General features: G+C 66.0%; 20 protein-coding genes. 15 read left to right on the forward strand and 5 right to left on the reverse strand.

Features of this window, described 5'->3' with window-relative positions; translation table 11 throughout:
* Positions 1-162: 162 nt before the first annotated feature.
* Entirely contained in the window at positions 163-1464 is a 1302-nt protein-coding gene (locus tag CQW49_RS09380; RefSeq protein ID WP_003615405.1) for a UDP-N-acetylglucosamine 1-carboxyvinyltransferase, read from the reverse strand.
* A 183-nt stretch (positions 1465-1647) separates the two neighbouring features.
* Here CQW49_RS09380 and CQW49_RS09385 point away from each other — a divergent pair, with 183 nt between their 5' ends.
* The 8 genes from CQW49_RS09385 to CQW49_RS09420 all read left to right on the forward strand — a co-directional run bounded on the left by CQW49_RS09385 (position 1648) and on the right by CQW49_RS09420 (position 11495).
* Positions 1648-3804 carry a pseudouridine synthase gene (locus CQW49_RS09385; protein ID WP_099831768.1) on the forward strand — a complete coding sequence of 719 codons (2157 nt, stop codon included), beginning with the start codon at positions 1648-1650 and terminating at the stop codon, positions 3802-3804.
* 174 nt (positions 3805-3978) lie between these two features.
* Positions 3979-4533 (forward strand): 16S rRNA (guanine(966)-N(2))-methyltransferase RsmD, encoded by a 555-nt coding sequence (rsmD, locus tag CQW49_RS09390; RefSeq protein WP_003613962.1) that lies wholly within the window; start codon positions 3979-3981, stop codon positions 4531-4533.
* A 112-nt stretch (positions 4534-4645) separates the two neighbouring features.
* Entirely contained in the window at positions 4646-5743 is a 1098-nt protein-coding gene (ychF, locus tag CQW49_RS09395) for a redox-regulated ATPase YchF (protein WP_003613961.1), read from the forward strand.
* A gap of 188 nt (positions 5744-5931) precedes the next feature.
* Positions 5932-6531: an NAD(P)H-dependent oxidoreductase gene (locus CQW49_RS09400; protein ID WP_003613959.1), complete on the forward strand. Its 600-nt coding sequence runs from the start codon at positions 5932-5934 to the stop codon at positions 6529-6531.
* 6 nt (positions 6532-6537) lie between these two features.
* Complete coding sequence (locus tag CQW49_RS09405; RefSeq protein WP_003613956.1) at positions 6538-8427, forward strand: cation:proton antiporter domain-containing protein; 1890 nt, start codon at positions 6538-6540, stop codon at positions 8425-8427.
* A 445-nt stretch (positions 8428-8872) separates the two neighbouring features.
* On the forward strand, positions 8873-9664 hold the full coding sequence (locus CQW49_RS09410) for a hypothetical protein (RefSeq protein WP_003613955.1): 792 nt from the start codon (positions 8873-8875) through the stop codon (positions 9662-9664).
* Entirely contained in the window at positions 9661-10722 is a 1062-nt protein-coding gene (locus tag CQW49_RS09415; RefSeq protein ID WP_003613954.1) for a GSCFA domain-containing protein, read from the forward strand. The genes CQW49_RS09410 and CQW49_RS09415 overlap by 4 nt, the downstream gene beginning before the upstream one ends.
* 83 nt (positions 10723-10805) lie before the next feature.
* A complete protein-coding gene (locus CQW49_RS09420) occupies positions 10806-11495 on the forward strand; it encodes a sulfate transporter family protein (RefSeq protein ID WP_003613953.1) in 690 nt (229 codons plus the stop codon).
* A gap of 157 nt (positions 11496-11652) precedes the next feature.
* Here CQW49_RS09420 and CQW49_RS09425 read toward each other — a convergent pair whose 3' ends face one another.
* Positions 11653-12657 carry a complex I NDUFA9 subunit family protein gene (locus CQW49_RS09425; RefSeq protein ID WP_003613952.1) on the reverse strand — a complete coding sequence of 335 codons (1005 nt, stop codon included), beginning with the start codon at positions 12655-12657 and terminating at the stop codon, positions 11653-11655.
* Positions 12658-12956: 299 nt separating this feature from the next.
* On the opposite strand from CQW49_RS09425, the gene CQW49_RS09430 reads away from it, so the two are divergent.
* Complete coding sequence (locus tag CQW49_RS09430) at positions 12957-13484, forward strand: hypothetical protein (RefSeq protein WP_003613949.1); 528 nt, start codon at positions 12957-12959, stop codon at positions 13482-13484.
* A gap of 107 nt (positions 13485-13591) precedes the next feature.
* Here CQW49_RS09430 and CQW49_RS09435 read toward each other — a convergent pair whose 3' ends face one another.
* Positions 13592-14779, reverse strand: coding sequence for a deoxyguanosinetriphosphate triphosphohydrolase (locus CQW49_RS09435; protein WP_003613947.1), 1188 nt, complete (start codon positions 14777-14779; stop codon positions 13592-13594).
* Between the two features lie 116 nt (positions 14780-14895).
* Between CQW49_RS09435 and erpA the strand changes: the two genes are divergently transcribed.
* The 3 genes from erpA to CQW49_RS09450 all read left to right on the forward strand — a co-directional run bounded on the left by erpA (position 14896) and on the right by CQW49_RS09450 (position 17817).
* Positions 14896-15240: an iron-sulfur cluster insertion protein ErpA gene (gene erpA, locus CQW49_RS09440; RefSeq protein ID WP_003613946.1), complete on the forward strand. Its 345-nt coding sequence runs from the start codon at positions 14896-14898 to the stop codon at positions 15238-15240.
* 194 nt (positions 15241-15434) lie between these two features.
* A complete protein-coding gene (locus tag CQW49_RS09445; protein ID WP_003613942.1) occupies positions 15435-16337 on the forward strand; it encodes a sugar kinase in 903 nt (300 codons plus the stop codon).
* Between the two features lie 331 nt (positions 16338-16668).
* Positions 16669-17817 carry a Ppx/GppA phosphatase family protein gene (locus CQW49_RS09450; protein ID WP_003613939.1) on the forward strand — a complete coding sequence of 383 codons (1149 nt, stop codon included), beginning with the start codon at positions 16669-16671 and terminating at the stop codon, positions 17815-17817.
* Positions 17818-17976: 159 nt separating this feature from the next.
* On the opposite strand, the gene CQW49_RS09455 is transcribed toward CQW49_RS09450, so the two are convergent.
* Complete coding sequence (locus CQW49_RS09455; protein ID WP_157926079.1) at positions 17977-19644, reverse strand: hypothetical protein; 1668 nt, start codon at positions 19642-19644, stop codon at positions 17977-17979.
* 372 nt (positions 19645-20016) lie between these two features.
* On the opposite strand from CQW49_RS09455, the gene CQW49_RS09460 reads away from it, so the two are divergent.
* On the forward strand, positions 20017-21057 hold the full coding sequence (locus tag CQW49_RS09460) for a sulfate ABC transporter substrate-binding protein (RefSeq protein WP_003613935.1): 1041 nt from the start codon (positions 20017-20019) through the stop codon (positions 21055-21057).
* A gap of 44 nt (positions 21058-21101) precedes the next feature.
* Here CQW49_RS09460 and CQW49_RS09465 read toward each other — a convergent pair whose 3' ends face one another.
* The gene (locus tag CQW49_RS09465) at positions 21102-22430 is read right to left on the reverse strand and encodes a PQQ-dependent sugar dehydrogenase (RefSeq protein ID WP_003613934.1); all 1329 of its coding nucleotides are present in this window, start codon (positions 22428-22430) and stop codon (positions 21102-21104) included.
* Between the two features lie 210 nt (positions 22431-22640).
* Here CQW49_RS09465 and CQW49_RS09470 point away from each other — a divergent pair, with 210 nt between their 5' ends.
* Both CQW49_RS09470 and CQW49_RS09475 read left to right on the forward strand, forming a co-directional pair.
* The gene (locus tag CQW49_RS09470; protein ID WP_003613933.1) at positions 22641-23075 is read left to right on the forward strand and encodes an RrF2 family transcriptional regulator; all 435 of its coding nucleotides are present in this window, start codon (positions 22641-22643) and stop codon (positions 23073-23075) included.
* Positions 23076-23255: 180 nt separating this feature from the next.
* The gene (locus CQW49_RS09475) at positions 23256-24746 is read left to right on the forward strand and encodes a toll/interleukin-1 receptor domain-containing protein (RefSeq protein WP_003613932.1); all 1491 of its coding nucleotides are present in this window, start codon (positions 23256-23258) and stop codon (positions 24744-24746) included.
* Positions 24747-24858 lie beyond the last annotated feature (112 nt).

Genomic DNA, 24858 nt, shown 5'->3' on the forward strand with positions numbered 1-24858 from the left:
GCCCGGCGAAGCCGGGTCGGATGAGGGTCCTCGCCGCCGTGGCGCTCCCTCGACGATTCCGCGCATTCTGAGGCGCCCTCATCCGACCCCGCTTCGCGGGGCCACCTTCTCCCGCCCTGCGGGAGAAGGTGGCCCCGCGTCGAGATTCGGATAATTGAATTCTCAATCTCCGCCGGTCCACTCGACTTCCGCGCCGAGCGCGCGCAGGTTTTCGACGAAGCGCGGGTGGGCGCGCTTGATCGGCGTCGCATTATGGATGACCGAGCGCCCCTCTATGCTCGCCGCCAGCATCAAGAGAGCGATGGCGACGCGGATAATGTAGGGGCTCTCCACCTCCGACGCCATCAATGGCTTGCCGCCGAACACGACGAGCCGATGCGGATCGGACAGGAACACATGCGCGCCGAACTTCGATAGTTCGCCGGTCCAACCGAGCGCGCCGTCATAGACCTTGTTCCAGAACATCACGCTGCCCTCGGCCTTCACGCCGAGCGCGATGAAGATCGGCAGCAAATCGACCGGCAGATAAGGCCAAGGCGCCGCCTCGACCTTCTGCAGCACATTGCGGGTGAAGGGCTCGGCGACCTTCAGCGGGCCATTGGCCTTGGTCTTCGACCAGCCGTCCTCGTGATGGATCGTGACCCCGAATTTCGCGAAAGTGCGGTCGATCAGCGGGAATTGATCGGGCGCCGAATTCTTCACCGCTATGCTGCCGCCGGTGATCGCGCCGAGCGCCAGAAAGGTCGCGACCTCGTGGAAGTCTTCGGTCAGACGGAACTCGCCGCCGGCGAGCTCGTCGACCCCCTCGATGGTGAGCTGCGAGGTGCCGACGCCCTCGATGCGCGCGCCGAGCGAGCGCATGAAATCGCAGAACTCCTGCACATGCGGCTCGGAGGCGGCGTTGGTCAGCTTCGATTCGCCGGCCGCCAGCGCCGCGCACAGCACGAAATTCTCGGTGGTGGTGACGGAGGCGTAGTCGAGCCAATGGCGCGTCGCGCGCAAGGGGCCGTCGGCGCGGATGATCAGCGAATCGCGGCTCTCCTCGATGCGCGCGCCGAAGGAGCGCAGCACCTCGATATGCGGGTCGATCTCGCGCACGCCGAGCGTGCAGCCCTTCACGTCATTCTCGAGCCGGGCGACGCCGAAGCGGGCGAGCAGAGGCGGAACCAGCATGATGGAGGAACGCATCTCCACCGGCAGCCGATGCGCGGCCGGATCGAAACGCGTCGCCTGATGGCAGAGCTCCAGCAAGCCGGTGGAATAATCCATCCGCACATCGCTGCCGAGCGTGCGGAACAGCTCGAGGATTTTCCGCACATCGGTGATCTCGGGCACGCCATGGATGCGCAGCGGATGGCGGGTCAGCAGCGTGGCGCAGAGAATGGGGAGAACGGCGTTCTTATTCGCGGAAGGAACGATTCGCCCCTCGAGCGGGCGTCCGCCATGAACGATGAGATGAGCCATGCCGCCTCCCGGGCGAAACGTTACGCGATGATGGGACGAGATAGGGGAGCCCGCCGTTTCGTCTCCGGCGCCGCGGGGTTTCCCCAGCTTCGGCACGGCATAACTTAGATTCATGGCGAATGACGAGTGAAAAAGGGGCTGTGGCGCCTTTCTCACGAGGCGCGCGACCTGCTATCAGGATGTATGACCGACAAAAAACCGCAAAAGGCGGGCCATCGCCCCGAGGGCGGCGAGCGCCCGCCGCGTCGCCGCGCGCCTGTAAAAGCAAAGCCGGAGCCACAGGCGCCCAAGGCTTTCGAGGGCGATCGCATCGCCAAGGTGATGGCGCGCGCCGGCGCCTGCTCACGCCGCGACGCCGAGATTTGGATCGCCGAAGGCCGCGTCGCGGTCAATGGCGCGGTGCTGGACAGCCCCGCCTTCAATGTGCGCGAGGGCGACCGCATCGAGGTCGACGGCGCGCCGCTGGCCGAGCGCGAGCCGACGCGGCTGTTTCTGTTCCACAAGCCGGAAGGGCTCGTCACCAGCGCCAAGGATCCGGAAGGGCGCGACACCGTCTTCGGCTTTCTCGAGGAGCGCCATCCCGATCTGCCGCGGCTCGTCAGCGTCGGGCGGCTCGACATCAACACCGAAGGCCTGCTGCTGCTGACCAATGACGGCGGCCTCGCGCGCACGCTGGAGCTTCCGGCGACCGGCTGGACGCGCCGCTACCGGGTGCGCGCCCATGGCGAGATCGACCAGGCGAGGCTCGACGAGCTGCGCAAGGGCGTCACCGTCGACGATGTCGATTATGCGCCAATCGAGGCGCGGCTCGACCGCGTGCAGGGCGCCAATGTCTGGATCACAATGGCGCTGCGCGAGGGCAAGAATCGCGAGATCAAGCGCGTGCTCGAGCATCTGGGGCTCGGCGTCAACCGGCTGATCCGCATCTCCTTCGGGCCGTTCCAGCTCGGCGAGCTGGCCGAGGGCGCCGTAGAGGAGGTCAAGCTCAAGATTTTGCGCGAGCAGCTCGGCAAGGGCCTCGCCGAGCTCGCCGGCGTCGATTTTTCGTCGCCGCGGCGCGAGACGGCGGAGCCGGAGCATGTGATCGAGGAGGAGCGCCGCCAGCACGCCAAAACGCGCGCGCGCAAGCATGTCTCCACTTTGCGCGCCGAAGTCGAGGAAAGCCGCGGCAAGAAGGCGCCGCGCGCCCGCATCGAGCGCAGCGCCACCGCCGACCGCAAGGGCCGCGCCGTCGCCGTGGAGACGATCAAGCCGGTGCGCCGCCGCCTGGAGGAGGAGGCGCCGCCGCTGGCGACCCGCAACGCCCGCCGTTTCCAGGCCGAGCGCGGCGAAAGCGCCGAAGCGCGTCCCGAGCGCGCGCCGCCGCGACGGCGCGAGGCCGCCGCCGCCCATGGCGCCGATGAGCGCCGCAGAGCGCCGCGCGGCGAAGGCCGCGACGGCGGAGCGCGGCAAGAGCTGCGGCCGCGCCGCCCGCGTCCGGAGGGCGAGGCTCGCCCCGAGGGACGCGGCAATTTCGTGCGGCGCGGCGGCGATGACGCCCGCCGCGGCGAGAACGCCGAGCGGCCCCGTCGTCCGCGGCCCGAGGGCGAGGCCCGCCCCCGTCCCGAGGGGCGCGGCAATTTCGTGCGGCGCGGCGGCGATGATGCGCGCTGCGGCGAGAGCGCCGAGCGGCCCCGTCGTCCGCGGCCCGAGGGCGAGGCCCGGCCCCGCCCCGAGGGACGCGGCAATTTCGTGCGGCGCGGCGGCGATGACGCGCGTCGCGGCGAGAGCGCCGAGCGGCCCCGTCGTCCGCGGCCCGAGGGCGAGGCCCGGCCCCGTCCCGAGGGGCGCGGCAATTTCGTGCGGCGCGGCGGCGATGATGCGCGCCGCGGCGAGAGCGCCGAGCGGCCCCGTCGTCCGCGGCCCGAGGGCGAGGCCCGCCCCCGTCCCGAGGGGCGCGGCAATTTCGTGCGGCGCGGCGGCGATGACGCCCGCCGCGGCGAGAGCGCCGAGCGGCCCCGTCGTCCGCGGCCCGAGGGCGAGGCCCGCCCCCGTCCCGAGGGGCGCGGCAATTTCGTGCGGCGCGGGGAAGATGACGCGCGTCGCGACGAACGGCCGCGCCGTCCGCGGCCCGAGGGCGAGGCGCCGGCGAAGCGCGGGTTCGCCAAGCCGCGCCGAGAAGATGGAAAGGACGCGCGGCCGCGCTCCGGCGGGCGCGATGGCGCCGAACGCCGCGGCCCGCCGCGGGACGCGCCACGCGGAGGGAAGCCCGGCGGCAAGCCGCGTGGGGGCAAACCTTCGGGAGGCAAGCCCGCAGGAGGCAAGCCCAGCGGCCCGCGCAAGCCGCGCGAACGTTCGTGAATGGCGCAGATCATGGCGTCCCCTCCCCACCCCTCTCCCGCTGCGCGGGAGAGGAAGCCGATCCGAGCGAGCCTGAACGCTCGCGGTCCGAGCGCAATTTCAGACCGAGCGCCTTCAGGCTCGCCATTCGGGCCGTCGGCTCCGCCGACGAGCGCCGCCGGGAGCGGCTGAGCGATGCGCATCGTCGCCGGCGCGCTGCGCGGCCGTAATTTGAAGGCGCCGCAGAGTCGCGACATCCGCCCGACCTCGGATCGGCTGCGCGAATCGATCTTCGACATTCTGGCCCATGCCTATGGCGATCCGGTCGCCGGCGCGCGCGTCATCGACCTGTTCGCGGGCGTCGGCGCGCTCGGCCTCGAGGCGCTGTCGCGCGGCGCCGAGCGGGCGCTGTTCGTCGACGATGGCGTGGAAGCCCGCGCGCTTCTGCGCGCCAATATCGATGCGCTCGGCCTCGGCGGCGTCACCCGCGTCTTCCGACGCGATGCGACGAAGCTCGGCCTCGCGCCGCCCGGCGAGCGCTTCAGCCTCGCCTTTCTCGATCCGCCCTATGGCCGCGGCCTCGCCCCGCGCGCGCTGGCCTCTCTGCTCGAGGGCGGCTGGCTCGCCGAGGAGTCGCTGATCGTGATCGAGGAGGCGGCGGAGGAGCCGGTCCCGCTCCCCGAAGGCGTCGCCGAGGCGGAGCGCCGCCGCTATGGCGACACGCAGATCGTCATCGCGCGCCGCGCCTGAAACGGCGCGCCGCGCTGCGACGACCTTGCGCCCGACCTCCCCGCCCTTGCCTTTTCGGCCGGTCCCGCCCATACCGCGCCGCAGCGAGCTTTCTGCGAGGATACGGGACGCCATGGGCTTCAAATGCGGAATTGTCGGCCTGCCCAATGTCGGCAAGTCGACCCTGTTCAACGCGCTGACGCAGACCGCGGCGGCGCAGGCGGCCAATTATCCGTTCTGCACCATCGAGCCCAATGTCGGCGAGGTCGCCGTGCCCGATCCCCGGCTCGACGCGCTCGCCGAGGTCGCCGGCTCCAAGCAGATCATCCCGACGCGCCTCACCTTCGTCGATATCGCCGGCCTGGTGCGCGGCGCCTCCAAGGGCGAGGGGCTCGGCAATCAGTTCCTCGCCAATATTCGCGAATGCGACGCCGTCGCCCATGTGGTGCGCTGCTTCGAGGATGGCGACGTCACCCATGTCGAGGGCGGCGTCGATCCGATCCGCGACATAGAGACGATCGAGACCGAGCTGATGCTCGCCGATCTCGACAGTCTGGAAAAACGCGTGATCCCGCTCGAGAAAAAGGCCAAGGGCGGCGACAAGGATTCCAAGGAGCTGCTCGATCTGATGCGGCGCTGCCTCGATCTCTTGCGCGAGGGCCGACCGGCGCGGGTCGTGGAGATCAAGCCGGAGGAGCGCGGCGCGCTCGCCGGGCTCGGCCTGCTCTCGTCCAAGCCCGTGCTCTATGTCTGCAATGTCGAGGAGAGCGCGGCTGCCACGGGCAATTCCTTCTCCGAGAAGGTGGCGGCGCGGGCGCGCGAGGAAGGCGCGGCGACAGTGGTGGTCTCGGCCAAGATCGAGAGCGAGATCGCCGTGCTGCCTGCCGAGGAGCAGAAGGACTATCTCGAGGCGGTCGACCTCGCCGAGCCGGGCCTCAACCGCGTCATCCGCGCCGGCTATGACCTGCTGCATCTCCTCACTTATTTCACCGTGGGGCCGAAGGAGGCTCGCGCCTGGACGATCGAGGCGGGCACGCGCGCGCCGCAGGCGGCGGGCGTCATCCACACGGATTTCGAGAAGGGCTTCATCCGCGCCGAGACCATCGCCTATGCCGATTATGTGACGCTGCGCGGCGAGGCCGGCGCGCGCGAGGCCGGCAAGCTGCGGCTCGAGGGCAAAGATTATGTGGTGGCGGACGGCGACGTGCTGCATTTCCGCTTCAACAACTGAAGGACGCCCCCCGATCCGAGACGCCCGCTGCGCGGGCTCCTCAGGACGAGGGTGACGGGACGATCGTCCTTCCGCCCAATGACCGCGCCCCTGCTTCGTCCTGCCTTCACGCCGAGCTGACGTCCCGGCGGTGGATCGGTGCTATAAGGCGCAACTGGCGCGAACGCAGGCGAAGGAGCGGGGGCGGAATGAAGACGCTGGTTCTGTTCGCGCATCCGGCGCATCGGCATTCTCGCACCAATCGCGCGATGCTGGACGCGGCGCGGCGGATCGGAGGCGTCACCATCGTCGATCTCTATGCGGACTATCCGAGATTCGAGATCGACGTCGAGCGCGAACAGCGACGGCTGCAGCAGCATGAGGCGATCGTCTTTCAATTTCCGCTCTACTGGTATTCGACGCCTTCCTTGCTCAAGGAATGGCAGGACCTCGTGCTCGAGCACGGCTTCGCCTATGGCGAAGCGGGCGACGCCCTCGCCGGCAAGCCCTGGCTCTGCGCCATCACCACCGGCGCGCCGGAGCACGCCTATGGGCCGGACAGCCGCGATTATCCGCCGGTTCGGCAATTGCTGCTGCCGCTCGAGGCGACGGCCAATCTCTGCCGCATGAGCTTTCTCGCTCCCTATATTCTGTTCGGCGCGCTCGAGGCCGAGGAGACGCGGCGGCGGGAGCATGTGAACGGCTATATCCGCCTGCTCGAGGCGCTGCGCGACGATCGGCTCGACCTCGCCGCTTCGCGCGCCAGCGACTATCTCGCCGCCTCGCGGCTCGACCGCATGATCGGGTGAGCGACGATGGACGGCTTGTTCTTCCAGTCCTTCGTCTATCTCTGCGCCGGGGTGACGGCCGTCCCTCTGGCCAAGCGCTTCGGTCTCGGATCGGTGCTCGGCTATCTGGTCGCCGGCGTCGTCATCGGCCCGCTGATCGGCATCGTCGGCGCGGAGACGCAGAAGCTGCAGGAGTTCGCCGAGTTCGGCGTCGTGATGATGCTGTTCCTGGTCGGCCTCGAGCTCGAGCCGCGACAGCTCTGGGCGATGCGCGACCGCCTGCTCGGACTGGGCGGGCTGCAATTCGTCGCCACGGCGCTGGCGGTGTGCGGCCTCGCCTTCGCGGCCGGGACGGGCGCGCCCGCCGCGCTGGCGATCGGGCTGATGGCGGCCGGCTCCTGCACCGCGATCGTTCTCCAGACGCTCTCGGAGAAAGGACTGCTCGAGAGCGACGGCGGCAAGGCCAGCTTCGCCGTGCTGCTGCTGCAGGACATTGCGGTCATTCCGACGCTGGCTCTGCTGCCTCTGCTGGCCGGACCCGGCGCACATGCGGCGAGCGGCGAGACGGCGGAGCATGTGACGTCTCTCGTTCACGGCCTGCCGGGCTGGGCCGCCGGCGCCGTCACGCTGGCGGCGATCGCCCTCGTGGTGATTGGCGGGCATTTTCTCACGCGGCCGCTCTTTCGTTTCATCGCCTCGGCGCAGCTGCGCGAAATGTTCACCGCCACCGCGCTGCTGCTGGTGATCGGCATCGCGCTATTGATGACGCTGGTCGGCCTGTCGCCGGCGCTCGGCGCGTTCCTCGCCGGCGTCGTGCTCGCCGACAGCGAATATCGCCATGAGCTCGAGAGCGACATCGAGCCGTTCAAGAGCCTGCTGCTCGGCCTGTTCTTCATCACCGTCGGCGCGGGGATCGATTTTTCGCTTCTGATCGAGCATGCGCCGCTCGTGCTCGGACTGACCGCGGCGCTCATTTTCGTCAAGGCGGCCGTGTTGTATTCGATCGGCGGCGCGTTCCGGCTGCGCGGCGCCGATCGCTGGCTTTTCACGCTCGGTCTGGCGCAGGCGAGCGAGTTCGCCTTCGTCCTCCTCGCCTTCGCGGCGCAGAACGCCATTCTGCCCGATGCGGTCGCCAAGCTTCTTCTGCTCGTCGCCGCTCTGTCGATGCTGGCGACGCCGCTCCTCTTCATCCTGTTCGATCGCGTGATCCTGCCGCGCACGACGAAGGAGCAGGCGCGCGCGGCCGATGCGATCGACGCGAGAGGCGTCGCCATCATCGCCGGCATCGGCCGCTTCGGGCAGATCGTCAATCGCATGTTGCGCTCCAACGGCTATGAGACCGTGGCGCTCGATCTCGGCGCCGCGACCGTCGACGCCGCCGCCCGGTTCGGCGTCAAGGCGTTCTTCGGCGACGCGGCGCGACCAGACTTGCTCGAGGCCGCCGGACTGATGGAGGCGCGCCTCCTCGTCGTCGCCATCGACGACCGGGAGCGCGCCCTGACCATCGTCAGATACGCCAAGCGCGTGCGCCCCGACATTCACATCGTCGCCCGCGCCTATGACCGGCTGCATGTCTATGATCTCTACAGCGCCGGCTGTGACGACATCATCCGCGAGACCTTCGACGGCGCGGTGCGCGCCGGACGCTCGGCCCTGGAGGCGCTCGGCGTCCACCCTTATGAAGCCGAGAAGATCGTGAAGACCTTCGTCAAGGGCGATCGCAGGTCGCTGCGCAAGCTCGCCGAGGCCCATGATCCGAACCTCGCGCCGCAGGAGAACGCCGCCTACATCGCGCTGGCCAAGCAGGCGCGCGAGGAAGAAGAGGAAATGATGTCGGTGAGCCGCCAGCCGGGCAAGGGCGCGACCGACCGCGCCTGGCGCCCCTACGCGCGCGGAAACGCGGAGAGCGCGCCGTAGCCGGTCGTCACCTAATCCGATGCGTCCAAGAGCGAGCCGAGGCCGGGAGATCGGGTGAAGACCAAAGTCCTGCCACCCTCGTCCTGAGAGCTTGTGAATCTTTCGATGTTCGCGATTTTGGACCTCAGCCAAATCAGTAACTCGGAGGGCACAAAAACGCCGAAGAGCCAATTGATTCACCAGCTCTGAGGAGCCCGCGAAGCGGGCGTCTCGAAGAACGGCCACAGCGAGACGCCCGAGAGTTCCGCCCCGCGGCCGTTCTTCGAGCCCCGGGCTTTCCAAAATCCTGTTTGATCGCTAGGGTCCCGCGGTCGTATGAACGGAGCGCAGCACCGGCTCGGCGCATGCTTTGCATGGGTTTATCAGTGTGCTAGCAGCGAATCGCCGGACCTCTTTGCGCAAGGAGCGTGGCTAGGTGCAAAAGAGAGAGAGATCGAGAGTCGAAATGGCCATCCGCGCAGGTGACCAAGACCTTGCCGAAACTGCCGACGCCGCCGCTTCCTCTCGGCCGTCGGCGAAGGTGATCCTCGCGGGACATTCCCATCTCACCGCCTTGACTGTCAATCATGTGAAGCACCCGCCGGCGCTGCGCAAGCGCGACAATCTTCACGTGCTCGAAGGAACTTGGCCGCGCGACGAAGCCTATTGGCGCGCCCTCGCCGACAACGCCGCCGGCGCCGACCTCGTGATCATCTGGGGCGGCAACGAGCATAATGTCGGCTACTTCTTCCAGGCAGCCTTCGCCTTCGACTTCCTCTCCAACAAGGTGAAGCGGCTGATCCCCAGCTTCCAGATCGTCTCGCAGAGCCGCATCAAGCGCCGCTTCAACGAGATCGACCTCGACGAATTGAACGGCGTGCTCGCCATGCTGAACGAGCGCGGGCCGTCCTCGGTGACGCTTCTGGGCACGCCGCCGCCCAAGAAGGACAATGAGGCGCTGCGCAAGCTGCTCGCGCAGGAGCCCTATTTCTGCGATTGGGCGGCCCAGCTCGGCCAGAGCATAGAGGACATCAAGATCACCGATCCGCATGTCCGCCTGAAGATGTGGTTCCTGCTGCAGGACATGATCGCCGAAATCGCTCATCGCCACGGCGCCCGTTTCATTCCCGTGCCGAGAGAACTGCAGGACGAGGATGGCTTCCTGCTCGAGCAATATTGGCATCCGGACGTCACCCACGCCAACGCCGCCTATGGCGCGATCGTGCTGAAGCAGGCGCTGGAGGACGTCGCCGCGTGAAGAGGGGCGCGAGCCATCCCTATCTCGCTCTGCCGGACACGGCCTTCTGGTCGCGCTCCGTCGCCCGCGGCTATGACGCACAGGCGCTCGTCGGAGCCGAGGCGCCGCTGCTGCGCGCGGACGACAGGATCATGTCGGCCGGAAGCTGCTTCGCCGCCAATATCATCCCCTTCTTCGAGAGCGCCGGCTTTCCCTATGTGCGCACCGAATGCGTCGAGGAGGCCGACCGCTATGGCTATCACCTCTATTCGGCCGCCTATGGCAACATCTATACGGCGCGGCAGCTGCGGCAGATGCTGGAGCGGGTCGCGGGCGACTTCCGCCCGGTCGAGGACCGCTGGGCCATAGACGAGGCGGTCATCGACCCGTTTCGCCCCGGACTGCCCGATCCGGCCGGATCGGACGAGGAATTCGATCTCATCCTCGCCTCGCATCACGAGCGTATTCGCGAGGCGATCGCGCAAGCGAGCCTCTTCGTCTTCACCCTAGGCCTCACCGAGGCCTGGGTCTCCAGAGCCGATGGCGCGGTGTTTCCCGCCTGTCCGGGGACCATCGCCGGCGCCTTCGATCCCGATCGCCACGCTTTCGTCAATTTCCGCAGCGGCGAGACCCGCGACGATCTCATCGCCGCCGTGCGGCTGCTGAAACGATTCAATCCCGCCATTCGCGTGATGGCGACCGTCTCGCCGGTGCCTCTCGTCGCCACCGCCTCCGGCGCCCATGTGCAGCGCGCGACCGCCTATAGCAAAGCGGCTTTGCGAGCGGCCTGCGAGGAGACGGCGATGGACTGCCCCGACCTCGTCTATTTCCCGGCCTATGAGATCGTCACCGGGCCGCATTCGGCCGGCTTCTTCGAGGCCGATCTGCGCTCCGTCAGCCCTGCCGGCGTGCAGGCGGTGATGGATGTGCTGTTCCGCCACAGCGATCGTCCCGCGCGCCCGGCCGGGGAGCGCGCCGCCGCCGAGGCGATGCGCCGCGCGCGCGAATTGTCGAAAGCGCTGTCGGAACGCGAATGCGAGGAAATGGCCGCCGACCGCGCCCCGCCCGAGGCGGGGTGACCGCCGAGCCGACCGACATTGCGGGCTTGCGCCCGCGCCTCCGCCTCCCCATTTCCGCGGCGGGTTCGCCGAACGGAGCTCCAATGCTGCAAGACGCCATCGACGCCGCGCGCCAAATTCTCTCGCCGCCCTTCCGCAATGTGCTGCTCAAGAGCCTCGGCATGACCTTCGCGCTGCTTGCGCTCGCCTGGGTCGGGCTCGACAAGCTCGCCCTCTCCTTCGTCAGCGTCGATAATGTCCTGCTGCATACGGCGGTCACTTTCGTGACCGGCGCCGGGCTCGTCGTCGGCCTCGCCTTTCTGATCGCGCCGATCTCGGTGCTGGTGGCGGGCCTCTTCCTCGACGATCTCGCCGAGATCGTCGAGCGGGAGATCGATCCCGAAGGGCCGCCCGGACGCCCGCTGCCCGCCGGTCAGGCGATGATCATGGCGCTGCGCTTCGCGCTGGTCTCGGCCGGCGTCAATTTCATCGCGCTGCTGCTGCTGCTCGTGCCCGGCATTAATGCGATCGTCTTCATCCTGGCCAACGCTTTCCTGTTCGGCCGGGAATATTTCGCCTTCGCCGCGACGCGCTATCGCTCGCTGACGGAAGCGCGCGAGATGACGCGCCGCCATGCGACGACCCTGTTCGTCGCCGGCCTGTTCATCGCCGGCTTCGTCGCCGTGCCGGGGCTCAATCTGCTGACGCCGCTGTTCGGCGTCGCCTTCATGGTGCGACTGCACAAGCGGCTCGCGGCCACGCCGGCCCCGCGGCCTTTTGTGCGCGCGCCGTGAGGAGGCGACGAGATTCCGCCCTGCCGCTCTAAATTGCTTCGCTTCGCTCGCGATGACGAGCCCCTGCGAGGCAGGACGTCCATCATCGCAAGGAGCGAAGCGACGAAGCAATCCAGCCGCCCGCACGGCTGAAGGATTGCTTCGCTTCGCTCGAAACCTACGCGAGCCGCTGCGCCTGATATTGGCCGGTCTTGCGATAGCGGTAGAGATAGGACGGGACGATCGCCTCGATCGCCGTCGGCGCGAGGCCGAGCCCTTCCAGCGTCATGCCAGTCGATTTCGCCTGCGCCGAGACGACATTGTCATGGCGCAGCAGCTCGACCTGATCGGGGGTCATCGACAGCAGCTTCGGGAACAGGCCGAAGGACAGCGCGCCCGCGATCTTGGTGATCAGCGCCACCTTCTTGCCGGCGAGGAAGGACATGGGCAGGATGCGGCGGTCGCGCTCGGTCACCTCGAGCACATATTGCACGAGCTCGCGGAAGCTCTTCACCTCCGGCCCGCCGAGCTCATAGGTCGCCCCGGCGGCGGCGCGGCCGTCGACCGCCAGCGCCACGGCGCGCGCCACATCGCCGACATAGACCGGCTGGAAGCGCGTTCCCTCGCCGACCACGGGAATGACGGGGAAGTAGCGGGCCATCGTGGCGAAGCGGTTGAAGAAATCATCCTCCGGGCCAAACACGACCGACGGCCGAAAGATCACCGCGGCGGGGAAGGCCTCGCGCACCGCCGCCTCGCCGGCCGCCTTGGTGCGGGCGTAGACAGAGGTCGAATGGGCGTCGGCGCCGAGCGCCGAAATCTGCACGAAATGGATGGCCCCCGCCGCCTCCGCGGCTTCGGCGACCGCCTTGGCGCCTTCGGCGTGCAGGGCCGAGAAGCTCTGCTTGCCGCCCTCGGCGAGAATGCCGACCAGATTGACGACGGCGTCGGCGCCCTTCACCGCGGCGGCGATCGAGGCCTTGTTGCGCAGATTGGCCTGGATGGGGAAAATCTGCCCGACCTTGCCGAGCGGCTGCAAATGGAAGGCGAGATCAGGCCGGCGGCAGGCGACACGAATGCGCCAGCCGTCGCGGGCGAGCGCGCCCACGACATGGCGGCCGATGAAGCCCGACCCGCCGAACACCGTCACGAGCCGACCCGACTCCAACACATCTGCGCTCATTGCTGAAGGCCCCTCGCCGATGGCGCCCGGCCCATTCGCCAGCGCGCTCCTGGAACATCTGTCTCGAGCCGACGCCATAGCGCGAATCAGGTGAAAATGGAATGGCGTAAGGAATGTTCGCCATCATAGCGCTCGACCACCCCGTGCGAGGCGCGGCGCTTTCGCTCGCGCGCATGCGCTGCGCCGCAGCATTCGCGATATGTGAAGTCGCACATCGAGAAACGACGGCGCCGACCATACTCCCTCTCGTCCTGAACCGAAACATTTCAAGGTTCTTCTGGAATTGAGGAGTTGGAAAGATGAACATGCAGAACGCTTCTCGCGCCCTCCGCCTCGCTCTCGTCGGCGGCGCGGCTCTCGCGGCGACCAGCCCGGCCTTCGCGGGTCCGAAGCTCTTCGCCTATCTCAACAACAGCTTCATCGCCAATGGCACCACCGAGACCAACGCCAACGGCAATGTCGATCCCTTCACCATCGAAGTGTTCTCGGCCGGCAATGAATGCCTGCGCATCGCAGTGAACAATCAGGAGACCGACCTCGAGGCGACTCTGGTCGCGCCCGACGGACGCACCTGGCGCGATGACGATGGCAACGGCTCGCTGCGTCCGCTGGTCAAGGCGATCACCACCACGCGGGGATGGCATATTCTGCGCATCTCCAACTTCTCGGGCGCGTCGGTCAACGCCGACTTCACCTTCCAGGTCTGGCGCCTGCCCTCGACGAGCTCGCTCTGCGCCGGCGCGACGACGCCGCTCTCCACCGTCTCTCTCAATGCGGTGAAATCACAGGTCGTTCCCCAGAAGGCCCAGACGGGCGGCACGCGCTGAGCGAGCCCACCGCCAGCTTCGACTGCGCCCTCGCCCGCGAGGGCGCAGCTCTCGTCTGTCTCGTTCATTTCTCCGTTCGCGCGCGTCTGCCGGAGCGCGCCGCTCCGTCACCCCAACGCCACCGTCTCCCCGAACAGCCGCCGATATTCGCCGAGCGCAAAGCGGTCGGTCATGCCGGCGATATAATCCGCCACATGGCGCGCGCGGCCCTGCTCCGCGCGGGCCAGCTCGGCCCATTCGGCGGACATCAGCCCCGGATCGGCGAGATAGACCGGGAACAGCCGCGAGATCACCTCCTCGGCGCGCGTCCAGACGCCGACGATCTTCTCGTGCCGATACATGCGCGGGAACAAAAACGCCTTGATCGAGCGGTCGGCCTCGGCCATGGGCGGCGAGAAGGCGACCATGGCGACGCCGGCGCGCCGCACGTCCTCGGCGCTCTGCGGCGCCGTCAGCGCGAGCCGCTTCTTCGACTGCACGATCACATCCTCGACGAAGCGCGTGATGACGCGCCGCACCAGCTCGTGAATGATTCGCGTCTCCTCGATCGCGCCATAGACGGCGGCGATCTCGTCGAGCATCACGCCGATGAACGGCGCCGCGGCGATGTCCTCGAGCGTGAACAGGCCGGCGCGCAGCCCGTCGTCGATGTCATGGGCGTCATAGGCGATGTCGTCGGCGATCGCCGCCGCCTGCGCCTCGGCGCTGGCGAATGTATCGAGCCCGAGCGGAAACTGCGCGTCGAACTCCCTCACATAGGCCGGCAGGACGCGCGCGGCCTTCGGGCCGGCGAGCGGGCCATTGTGCTTGACGACGCCTTCCAGCGTCTCGAAAGTGAGATCGAGCCCGTCATAGCGGGCGTAACGGCGCTCCAGCAGAGTGACGACGCGCAGCGCCTGGGCGTTGTGGTCGAAGCCGCCGTGATCGGCCATACAGCGTTGCAGCGCGCGCTCGCCGGCATGGCCGAAGGGCGGGTGGCCGAGATCATGGGCGAGCGCCACCGCCTCGGCCAGATCTTCATCGAGAGCGAGCGCCCGCGCGAGCGCCCGCGCGATCTGCCCGACCTCGATCGTATGCGTCAGCCGGGTGCGAAAATGATCGCCGTCGAGCGGCACGAACACCTGTGTCTTATGTGCGAGGCGGCGGAAGGCCGTCGAATGGATGATACGGTCGCGGTCGCGCTGGAACTCGGTGCGGGTCGGCGAGGCGTGCTCGGGAAAGAGCCGCCCGCGCGACGCCGCCGGATCGCAGGCGTAGACGGCGCGGCGGGCCGGAGGAAGGTCCAGGGTCGCCAAACGGCTGCTCCTGTCATTGCAAGGTCGCACGGGCGGCCATATGTTGCCGGAAGGCTTATCCTGGCGCGGCGGCGGCGCGCAAGGGTCCGGGCCGATGAATGGAAAGGCCGAGCAAGATGGACGTAGCGCAGAGCATCGCGAAACCAGAGCTGACCGAGCGCGCGGCCAAGCGCATTCTCGCTCTTCTGGCCGCCGAGGCGGCGGGCGCGGCGATGCGCGTCGGCGTCGGCGGAGGCGGATGCTCGGGCTTCCAATACACCTATTCGGTCGAGCCCGCGCCGAGCGCGGACGATGTGGCGATCGAGCGCGACGGCGCGAGGCTCGTCGTCGATCCGGTCTCGCTGGCCTATCTCGCCGGCGCGCGCATCGATTTCGTGGACGATCTGATGGGCCAGTCGTTCCGCATCGAGAATCCCAACGCCACATCCTCCTGCGGCTGCGGCTCGAGCTTCTCGCTCTGAGTCGGCGACGCGCCTGAAGGCTCGCGGTCCAGAAAACGCTCGGGCCGCGGCGACCTCGGCTAGAGCGCTTTCCGATCGAACGGAATCGTTCGATCGATCAGAATTCGCTCAAACGAAAGAAACCTAGAGGCGCTGTCCGATCCAATCGGATCGGATGGCGCTCTAGCGCAAGGCCCTCTACAGCGGAGCTTCGCTTGGACGCGCTCTTCATCGGCCACGCCTATATCGACGTCACCATGCGCACGAAGACGGTGCCGCATGGCGATCAGAAATCGGTCGCCGAGGACTATGCCGTCTCCTTCGGCGGCAATGCGGTGACGGCCGGCTTCGCTTGCGCCAAGCTCATCGGCAAGGGCGTCGATCTCGTCACCTCGCTCGCGCCGGACTGGCTCGGGCACATGTTCATGGACATGACGGCGAGCTATGGCATTCGCGTGCATCCGCGCCGGGTGCGGCGCTCCTCGCTCTCCTTCGTGCTGCCCAATGACGGCAAGCGCGCCATTCTGCGCGCCCGCGACGCCGATTTCCTCGAGGATTTTCCGCGCATCGACGTGAGCGGCCTCGAGGTGCTGCATGTCGACGGCCATATGAGCGACGCCGCCATCCATTACGCGCGCGGATGCCGTGAGACCGGCGCGCTGGTGTCTCTCGACGGCGGCGCGCTGCGGCCGGGCATTCTGGAGCTCCTCGACTTCGTCGATGTCGCGGTGGTGGCCGAGCGCCTGTGCGAGCAGATGTCGCTATCGGAAACGGAAATGCTCGCCTTCTTGCGCGGCAAAGGCTGCCGCATCGGCGGCGTCACCACCGGCGAGCACGGCATGTTGTGGTACGACGAATCCGGCGAGGTGTCGCGCCTGCCCGCTCTGCCGGTGCCCAAGGAGAAGGTCGTCGACACTTCGGGCGCGGGCGATGTGTTCCACGGCGCCTACGTGGCCTCCTTTCTCCAGCGTCCGCAGGCGCCCTGGCGCGAGCATTTCGGCTTCGCCCGCGCCGCCTCGGCTTTCAAAATTCAGCATCTCGGCAATGAAGCCGGCCTGCCGACGCAAAACGACATCACGGCGACGCTCGCGCTGTTTCCGCCGACCGACGAAGAGTAGCGGTTCGGCGCGAAGTCGGTCGGGCGCCGAGCAAGGCGGGGGGCGGACCATGCTCGACCTCGCGATTCCTGATTCTGGGCCTCTCATAACTTTCGGACTTCTCGATCGACTCGATCTGTTGAGCCGCGGCCCATCGCATCGCCGATGCGATCGCTCGGGCGCGCTTCCTCGCATTCGCGGCGGCGCGCCCGCCTAGAGACACAGCGCAGAAACCTGTTCTTGGCATTCCCGCAGGCCTTGATATGCTCGTCGCCACGATCGGACTTTGAATCGCGCGAGACGAGCAGACCGGCGGCTCGCCCCCGTCGCCGACAGCCGGGCGGGAGGAGCGTTGAGAAAACCGGAACATTGGAGCGGCGGAGGCGGCGGACCGCGGCGGTTCGACCCTTTCGCCTCCGCCCGCGGCGGGCGGCCTCCCGCTCCGATCGGCGACGCCGAGGCGCAGCCGGCGCGCCTGCCCTGCGCGAGCGAGCGTCACGAGCCGGCCCGTCATGACCCGGTCTATGCCGCTCTCGACCTCGGCACCAATAATTGCCGGCTGCTGATCGCGCGTCGCGAACATCGGGCGCGGCGTAAGAGCGACATGCTGCGCGTCGTCGACGCCTTCTCGCGCATCGTGCGGCTCGGCGAGGGCGTGAGCCAGGCGCGCCGCATCAGCGAGGGGGCGATCGAGCGCACTTTGGCGGCGCTCGACATCTGCCGCGACAAGATGAGCGCGCGCGGCGTCACCCGCGCCCGGCTCGTCGCCACACAGGCCTGCCGCGCCGCCGAGAATGGCGAGGAGTTCGTTCAGCGGGTTCTCGACCGTACCGGCCTCGAGCTCGAGATCATCGACCGCGAGACCGAGGCGCGCTACGCCGCCCGCGGCTGCGGCGCGCTCGCCGACCCCCAGGCAGACAGCGTCCTTTTGTTCGATATCGGCGGCGGCTCCACCGAGCTCGTCTGGCTGGCGCGAGCCGCGGGCGCGGCCGGATTCGAGCTGCGCCATTGGACCTCGCTCGAGATCGGCGTCGTCTCGCTCGCCGAGCATTATGGCGGCCGCAGCGTCGATGCGACGACCTTCGCGGCGATGACCGAGCGCGCCCTCGCGGCGCTGTCGCCCTTCGCCGCGATGACGGCGGTGGAGCGCCGCTGCCAGCGTTTTCACCTCCTCGGCACCTCCGGCACGGTGACGACACTCGCCGGCGTCCATCTCGGTCTCGAGCGTTACGACCGCTGGCGCGTCGACGGGCTATGGCTCTCCGACGAAGATGCGACGAAGGCGATCGACCTGCTGCGCGCCATGGATTTCGATCAGCGCTCCGCCAATGGCTGCATCGGGCCACAACGCGCCGATCTGGTGCTCGCCGGCTGCGCCATTTTCGAGGCGATCCGCAGCGTCTTCCCAGCCGCCCGCACCCGCATCGCCGACCGCGGCCTGCGCGAGGGCATCCTGCTCGAGCTGATGGAAGAGGATGGACTCCGCGCGAGCGAACGCTGAGCCTCGCTTTCAAATCGCGGGGACGCTTCCTCCACGATCTCCTCGCATCGGTCTTTGCGCCGGCGTCTGAAAGCACCGCCGACGCGCCCGCATGATGGAAAACGCAAGAACGGCCGCGCGAAGCGCGGCCGTTCGGGGGTCGGAGCGTCAAAACGACGATCAGAACGGATAGTAGCGAATGCTCGTGAAGATCATGCTGTTGCGGCCCTGAGGCGACCCGCCCAAGCCTTGGAAGCCGTCTCTCACCGTATAGGAATATTGTACGCCGGCTTTGAACTTGCCGAACGAGCCGGAATACAGCGTGTGCCAGAATCCCCCGGTGAGCTGTCGTACGGATTTGGTCTGGCCCGCGCAAACCGTGAGAGCAGCCGGCAGCAGCCCCGAGTTCTCGATCCCGCATCCCGAGTTATCATACGCCCAATTGCCGTAGCCGCCGGCGTAAGTCGTCCCACCGACCGTTTCGAACTGCGGCTGAGCGCTCGAAAACTCGCCGCCGGCGAAAGCGTAGACATCCGTCTGAGGCGTGACATGTCCGATCGCGCCGATGAGGAGCATTCGCTGTTGGATCGGCAGAGGCGCGCCGGTGATCGACGTCGTCGCATCCGGCAATCCGGACGCGCCATAACGACCGATGCCATGCCCGATCGCGCCCGACACTTGGAAGTCCAGCAGCTTGGGAACGACCGGCACGATCACGCTGGCGCCGCCGCCGCCGGCCCAAACGCTGTGATTGCCCAAATAGGCGCGGCTGGTGAAGTCGCGCAGGAGTCCGAAGCCCTCCACATGGATATGGCGATCGAGAATGGTCGGATCCCAAGCCACCTTGGCAATCAGATCGGGCATCCGATTGAAGCTGTAGTTGTTGGACGAATTGTACAATCCACCGCCCAAGGGAGCGCTGACGACGAGCGGGACGCCGCCGCCGGGGAGCGTGGCGACATTGGTGAATCCCGGCGCCACATTCGCGGGAACGGCGGCGAATGTCGTCGCAGCCTCTTCCGCCGCGAAAGCGACGCTGAACTCCTTGCCGAAGTTCTTGGTGATGCGCAGACCCGGCTGGCGCGCGAAGACGAAGCCCGGAATATATTGCGCGTCGATCTGCGGCGGCGTCAGAATCGTCTCGGGCTTGATGCCGTTCGAATTGGTCGTCGCCAGCGTCCATGCCTGGCCAGCCAGGAAGTGCAGGTCGAACTCGTTCAAGTCGAGGCTGGTGTAGAGCTGTCGAATGCGTGGATTATAGGAGCTGGTCTGGTTGGAATTGGCGGTCTGCGCCGCGCCGAGAAAGTCGATCTCCACATAGCCCGTCAAATGCGTCGACGGGTCGACGTCGCCATCCGCGCGCAGAGACAGTCGGCTCTGACGGGCGCTGAACCGAAATTCATCCGTATGTCCGGCCGGATTGTTGGCGAACGGAATATTCTGGAAGCCCTCGACGATATCGCTGCCCATCCAATGAGTGCGATAGACGCTCTCGGCGGCAAAGAAGCCGCCCGGGGTCAGTGTGACGCCCGGGAGTTTGTCGAGCGAGACCGGAGCGGGAGGGTCGCTCTTCACGGTTTTAACGGCGCCGCGATCGGCATGCTGATGCTGCGGAGGGGCCTTCTGCTGCTTGTCGAGCCGGCTCTCGAGAGCGTGCTGCTTCGCCTTCAGCTCACGGATCTCGGCCATGAGGGCGCGAAGTTCCGCCATCGTCTCCTTATCGGCCGCCGCGGCCGGAAGACTTGACGAAAGGAGGAGCGCCACGGTTCCGACGCCGCCCAGTAGCCTGGATCGGCACACTCTATGCCTAAGTTTTGAGCGGAAATGCACTAGCTCCTCCTTCGCCACGGCGCCGCAGCCGTGAGCTAGAGAGGAATTGTGAAATTTTTATAACATCGTAAGGATTTCTACCTACGTGATTTCATTTAGCTTTGGAGCCCCGCATTTCCGCCGCCACTATGACGACATCGTGTCCTTGACGCGGCGCTTTTCGTTCACTGCTGTGACGCCTCTGGTCCACACGCGACGCGACGAAGAGCGGCGTCGACGCTCTGCCGCATCGAGCGACGCATGGGCAAATGGCCAACGGCTGTCCTCCTAGCCTCACGGTCCAGAAGCGCGCTCGCGCCGAGGCCGGCACATGCGCCCGCCGCTCGATTGACTCACCCCATTAACACCATTAATCTAGTAGATATATATCTTAATAGGGATGGAGGTCCCATGCTGCTGACGCCTTGCCTTCGCCTGCTCCGCCGCCTTCCAATTCTCTCGGCGATGATCCTCGCGGCGCCGGCGCCGAAGCTCTCCGCCGCCGAAATCCGCATCCTCAACGTCTCCTATGATCCGACGCGCGAGCTGTACAAGGAGATCAACCCAGCCTTCGCCGCTCATTGGAAGGCCAAGACCGGCGATACGGTTGCGATCCAGGCCTCGCACGGCGGCTCGGGCAAGCAGGCGCGCTCGGTCATCGACGGGCTCGACGCCGATGTCGTGACGCTTGCGCTCGCCGCCGATATCGATGCGGTCGCCGCCAAGAGCGGGAAGATCGCCGCCGATTGGCAGAAGCGTCTTCCCAATAATTCGACGCCATACGCCTCGACGATCGTCTTCCTGGTGCGCAAGGGCAATCCGAAGGGCGTCAAGAATTGGGACGATCTCGCCAAGCCCGGCGTGTCGGTGATCACGCCAAATCCCAAGACCTCCGGCGGCGCCCGCTGGAACTATCTCGCCGCCTGGGGTTATGGGCTGAAGACCTATGGCGGCGACGAGGCCAAGACGCTGGATCTGGTGAAGGCCATCTACAAGAATGCGCCGGTTCTCGACACCGGCGCGCGCGGCTCCACCATCACCTTCGCGCAGCGCGGCATCGGCGACGTGCTCATCGCCTGGGAGAACGAGGCCTTTCTCGCTCAGAAGGAGTTCGGCGCCGACAAGCTCGAGATCGTCGTGCCGCCGCTGTCGATCCTGGCCGAACCGCCCGTCGCCCTCGTCGACGGCAATGTCGACGCCAAGGGAACGCGCAAGGTCGCGGAAGCCTATCTGAACTTCCTCTACACGCCGCAGGCGCAGAAGATCATCGCCAAGAATTTCTATCGGCCCGCGCACCCGGAGTTCGCCGAGAAGAAAGATGTGAATAGCCTGCCGAAGCTCGAGCTCCTCACCATCGACGGCGCCTTCGGCGGCTGGGCCGCGGCGCAGAAGAAGCACTTCGCCGACGGCGGCGTCTTCGACGACATTCAAAAGCAGATCGCCGCCAACTGAAACGCCGGGGAGGGCGGAGCCGACGTCGGCTCCGCCCTCCCCTCTCACGGATGAGAGACGCGCCAGATCGTGCCATTGGCGTCCTCGCCGAAGAGCAGCGCGCCGTCCCTGGCGACGGCGACCGCGACCGGACGCCCCCAGACAGCCGCGTCATCGGCGACGAAGCCGGTCACGAAATCCTCATATTCGCCGGTCGCGCTCCCGTTCTCGAACCGCAGCCGCACGATCTTGTAGCCCGTGCGCTTGGCGCGATTCCATGAGCCGTGCAGAGCGACGAAGGCGTCGCCGGAATAGTCCCGCGGAAACTGATCGCCCTCGTAGAAGGCGACGCCGAGCGGCGCCGAATGCGGCTGGATCAGAACCTGCGGAGACAGGGCTCGACCGGCGAGATCCGGCCGCTCGCCGGCGTGGCGGGGATCGACATTGTCGCCGGCATAGCGCCACGGCCACCCATAGAACCCGCCCTCGCGCACATGCGTCACATAATCGGGCGGCAGATCGTCGCCGAGCATGTCGCGCTCGGCGACGGCGCACCAGAGCTCGTCGGACTTCGGCCGAAAGGCGAGGCTCGCGCAATTGCGCAGGCCGGTGGCGAAGACGCGTTTTTGTCCGCCCTGCGGATCGAAGGCGAGCACATCGGCGCGAAACAGCTCGGGACCATCGCTCGCGCCGACGCCATTGGCCCGCTCGAGCGCGGCGACCTGCTGCGCGGACGGTTGCGCATGTCCCTCGGCGACATTGGTGCGCGAGCCGACCGCGACATACAGCGTGCGGCCATCGGGCGAAAAGGCGATGTCCCGCGTCCAATGTCCGTCGCGCGGCAAATCCGCGACGACGATCTCGCCGGCGCCGGACGCCTCGAGATCGCCGGCGCGATAGGGATAGCGCCGCACCTGCGAGACCGTCGCGACATAGAGCCATTGCGGATCGGGGCCCGGCGGATAGAAGGCGAGGCCGGAGGGCCGCTCGAGATCGCGCGCGAACACATGCTCCGCTGGAGCGGCGCCGTCGAGACGCAAGACGCGCACGCGACCGCCGACGCTCTCGGTGACGAAGACATCGCCATTGGGCGCGACGCGAATGACGCGCGGGCCCTCGAGGCCGGTGGCGAGGACGCTGGTCGCGAAGCCCGCCGGGACGCGCGGCGCCGCATCGGCGGGGCGCGCGACGATCTGCGAGCGCGAGGCGACGGGATCGCTGGCGAGCGGCGCCGGAAGATCGCCGGCGGTGATCTGCCGGCGCACGCCCGGCGCGTCGGCGCGCCAATCGGAAAAAGCCGCGGCGCCTCGCAGCAAAGGGGCGGGCTCCGCCGCCGCCGGCCCGGCGCCGGCGATCGCGAGCAGGACCGCCCAATGGGAAATTCCGATTCTCATAGTCCACCGCCTCGATCGAATGTTTCGATGGCGCGCGCCCGCCTGCCGCCGCCCGGCGGCGCGCCCTGCGTCGGCTGGACATTACCACCGATCGACGGCGAGGGGAGCCGCGCGGAGGCGGGCGGCGACAGCGCCCCTATAGGAGAAGTGAGCAAAAGGAGATAGATTGACCATCGACGCCCACGCCGTCGAGGAGGCCGATCGTCCGCCATGTTGTCGAACAAAGCCAAATACGGCTTGAAAGCGCTGATTCATCTCGCCGGCGCCGAAGGCCAGTGCCTCGCCGGCGACATCGCGAAAGAGAATAATATTCCGCGAAAATTTCTCGACGCGATTCTGGTCGAGCTGAGGAACGCCGGGATCATCAACAGCAAGAAGGGCAAGCACGGCGGCTATCTGCTGGCGCGCCCTGCCGAGAAGGTCACCGTGGGCCAGATCATCCGCATTCTCGACGGGCCGCTGGCGCCGATCGCCTGCGCCAGCAAGACCGCCTATCAGCGCTGCGCCGACTGCCCCGACGAGGACGCCTGCGCCATTCACGACATCATGCTCGACGTGCGCGAATCGATCGCGCTCATTCTGGACCGCACCAGCATCGCCTCGCTGCGGGAACGGGGCAGCCGCGAAGCGCGGGTGCTGCGGTGAGGGGGTGCGAGGTGCGAGCCTGAAGGCTCGCTCAAGATTCGCGCCCCGGCGCAGCTTCCGTGCTCCCTTCCTTCGTGCTAGCTTTTCTGCCTTACAATCGATTGCCCCGACGACAGGGTTTCAAGACCGCGGGCCGGTTTTTACCGGATAGTGAAGCTAACGCGCTGGCAGAGGAATGAAATGAAAGCGTTTCTATCGCACAGCAGCAAAGATAAAGCCGTAGTGCGCGCGGTAGCAGACCGACTCGGGCTAGCTCGATGTGAATATGACGAATATACATTCGAGTTTACGCTGAACTCTGAAGCTATTAGGAACGCACTCAAGCGATCAACGCTATTTGTCTTCTTTCTATCCTATAACTCGATCCGCTCTGACTTTGTTGCCGAAGAGCTTCGCATTGCTCTTGAGTCTAGGTCTGCCGGCACACTACGGAGAGTGCTAATATTTTCATTAGACGTGACTTCTTACAAGGCGCTTCCGGAATGGATGCGTGAAATAAACGTGGCCTTTCACATTGCAAATGCAAAATCTATTTCAAGAAAAATAGAGGCATCTCTGATTGCGCTTGAAGCAGAAACTCGTTCAAGACTTGAAGTTTATATTCGAAGAGACGACGATGAGAGGGATCTACGTCGCGCTCTCCGACTAGCCCCTGGAAAAGCTCCCATTGCGCTCCATGCCGTTGGTCACTACGGCATTGGTCGCCGAACCTTCCTGCAGAAGTCTCTCACAGAACTATATCCACGAGCTATCACAGGCTTCATCGAAATCCCACTTCACCGATATGAAGGTGCGGAAGAATTCTATCGGAGGCTGCACGAACAACACGTCGTTGGTTCTCTGGAGGACGCAGTTAAGGATTTTGAGGCATTTGGACAAATGAGTCTTGACGAGCAGGTAGACGCGCTCGCGGACTTGATGGCCGATTTAAGTCGCCTTGGCGATTTCACAATTGTTGACGATCAAGGAGGCGCATACGACGAAGAGGGTAAATACAAGCCATTTCTAATTGAGCTATTGAAAAAACTTACTGGCTCTGCAAGGCCAGAGATTGGTTTTGTTCAAACACGCATGATGCCACCTGCTTACCGGGCAGCCTCGCCTAATTCTTATCATAGATTCGTCACTCGCTTGAGCGATGAACAAATTAAAGAGTTGCTGAGCTTCACGTTAAAGGATGCAGAAGTTGACTTTTCTGACGAACAACTAAATGCAATCACGCAACTGCTAGACGGACACCCTTTCAACGTCAAATTTGTTGTTCAGGCTATAAAGAGTTATGGCATTGATCTATTTATATCAGACCCACACGACTTGATCGAGTGGAAAGTAAGAAGAGCAGAGGATTTTTTGAAGCTGATCGAATTTAATGAGGCTGAAACGGACTTAATCGCCGCGCTGTCTGAGTATCGTTATTTTCCACTTGAGCTTTTACAAACAATAATGAAAAAAGATATCAGCGAAATAACCGCCGCCTTACGTAGACTTGAAGATCATTGCTGCATTGAGCGGCGAGATAAGTACTATCAAGTAGCCAGCCCAATCAGGGAGGCCGTCAGGCGCGACGAGCGATTTGAAAAGACAGACGCCTGGAAAAAGGCGATCGCCAATGCAATTACTTCTACAATTGGAGAATATAGAACGACGAGCAAATCCCGATCTATTTACTAGAAAGCGCAAACACCGCTCTTCTGCGAGGAGCATCCGCTCCCTCTTTCGTAGCAAATCTTATACTTCCATCTCATATACTTACAATTGCGCGAGATTGTTATGATCGACGGAA

The organism is Methylosinus trichosporium OB3b (assembly GCF_002752655.1).
GTDB lineage: Bacteria > Pseudomonadota > Alphaproteobacteria > Rhizobiales > Beijerinckiaceae > Methylosinus > Methylosinus trichosporium.

What these genes read in the sequence shown, in the direction of transcription:
- CQW49_RS09380 (WP_003615405.1), bottom strand. Translation starts at nt 1,464, where the DNA reads ATGGCTCATCTCATCGTTCATGGCGGACGCCCGCTCGAGGGGCGAATC.
- CQW49_RS09385 (WP_099831768.1), top strand. Translation starts at nt 1,648, where the DNA reads ATGACCGACAAAAAACCGCAAAAGGCGGGCCATCGCCCCGAGGGCGGC.
- rsmD (WP_003613962.1), top strand. Translation starts at nt 3,979, where the DNA reads ATGCGCATCGTCGCCGGCGCGCTGCGCGGCCGTAATTTGAAGGCGCCG.
- ychF (WP_003613961.1), top strand. Translation starts at nt 4,646, where the DNA reads ATGGGCTTCAAATGCGGAATTGTCGGCCTGCCCAATGTCGGCAAGTCG.
- CQW49_RS09400 (WP_003613959.1), top strand. Translation starts at nt 5,932, where the DNA reads ATGAAGACGCTGGTTCTGTTCGCGCATCCGGCGCATCGGCATTCTCGC.
- CQW49_RS09405 (WP_003613956.1), top strand. Translation starts at nt 6,538, where the DNA reads ATGGACGGCTTGTTCTTCCAGTCCTTCGTCTATCTCTGCGCCGGGGTG.
- CQW49_RS09410 (WP_003613955.1), top strand. Translation starts at nt 8,873, where the DNA reads ATGGCCATCCGCGCAGGTGACCAAGACCTTGCCGAAACTGCCGACGCC.
- CQW49_RS09420 (WP_003613953.1), top strand. Translation starts at nt 10,806, where the DNA reads ATGCTGCAAGACGCCATCGACGCCGCGCGCCAAATTCTCTCGCCGCCC.
- CQW49_RS09425 (WP_003613952.1), bottom strand. Translation starts at nt 12,657, where the DNA reads ATGAGCGCAGATGTGTTGGAGTCGGGTCGGCTCGTGACGGTGTTCGGC.
- CQW49_RS09430 (WP_003613949.1), top strand. Translation starts at nt 12,957, where the DNA reads ATGAACATGCAGAACGCTTCTCGCGCCCTCCGCCTCGCTCTCGTCGGC.
- erpA (WP_003613946.1), top strand. Translation starts at nt 14,896, where the DNA reads ATGGACGTAGCGCAGAGCATCGCGAAACCAGAGCTGACCGAGCGCGCG.
- CQW49_RS09460 (WP_003613935.1), top strand. Translation starts at nt 20,017, where the DNA reads ATGCTGCTGACGCCTTGCCTTCGCCTGCTCCGCCGCCTTCCAATTCTC.
- CQW49_RS09465 (WP_003613934.1), bottom strand. Translation starts at nt 22,430, where the DNA reads ATGAGAATCGGAATTTCCCATTGGGCGGTCCTGCTCGCGATCGCCGGC.
- CQW49_RS09470 (WP_003613933.1), top strand. Translation starts at nt 22,641, where the DNA reads ATGTTGTCGAACAAAGCCAAATACGGCTTGAAAGCGCTGATTCATCTC.
- CQW49_RS09475 (WP_003613932.1), top strand. Translation starts at nt 23,256, where the DNA reads ATGAAAGCGTTTCTATCGCACAGCAGCAAAGATAAAGCCGTAGTGCGC.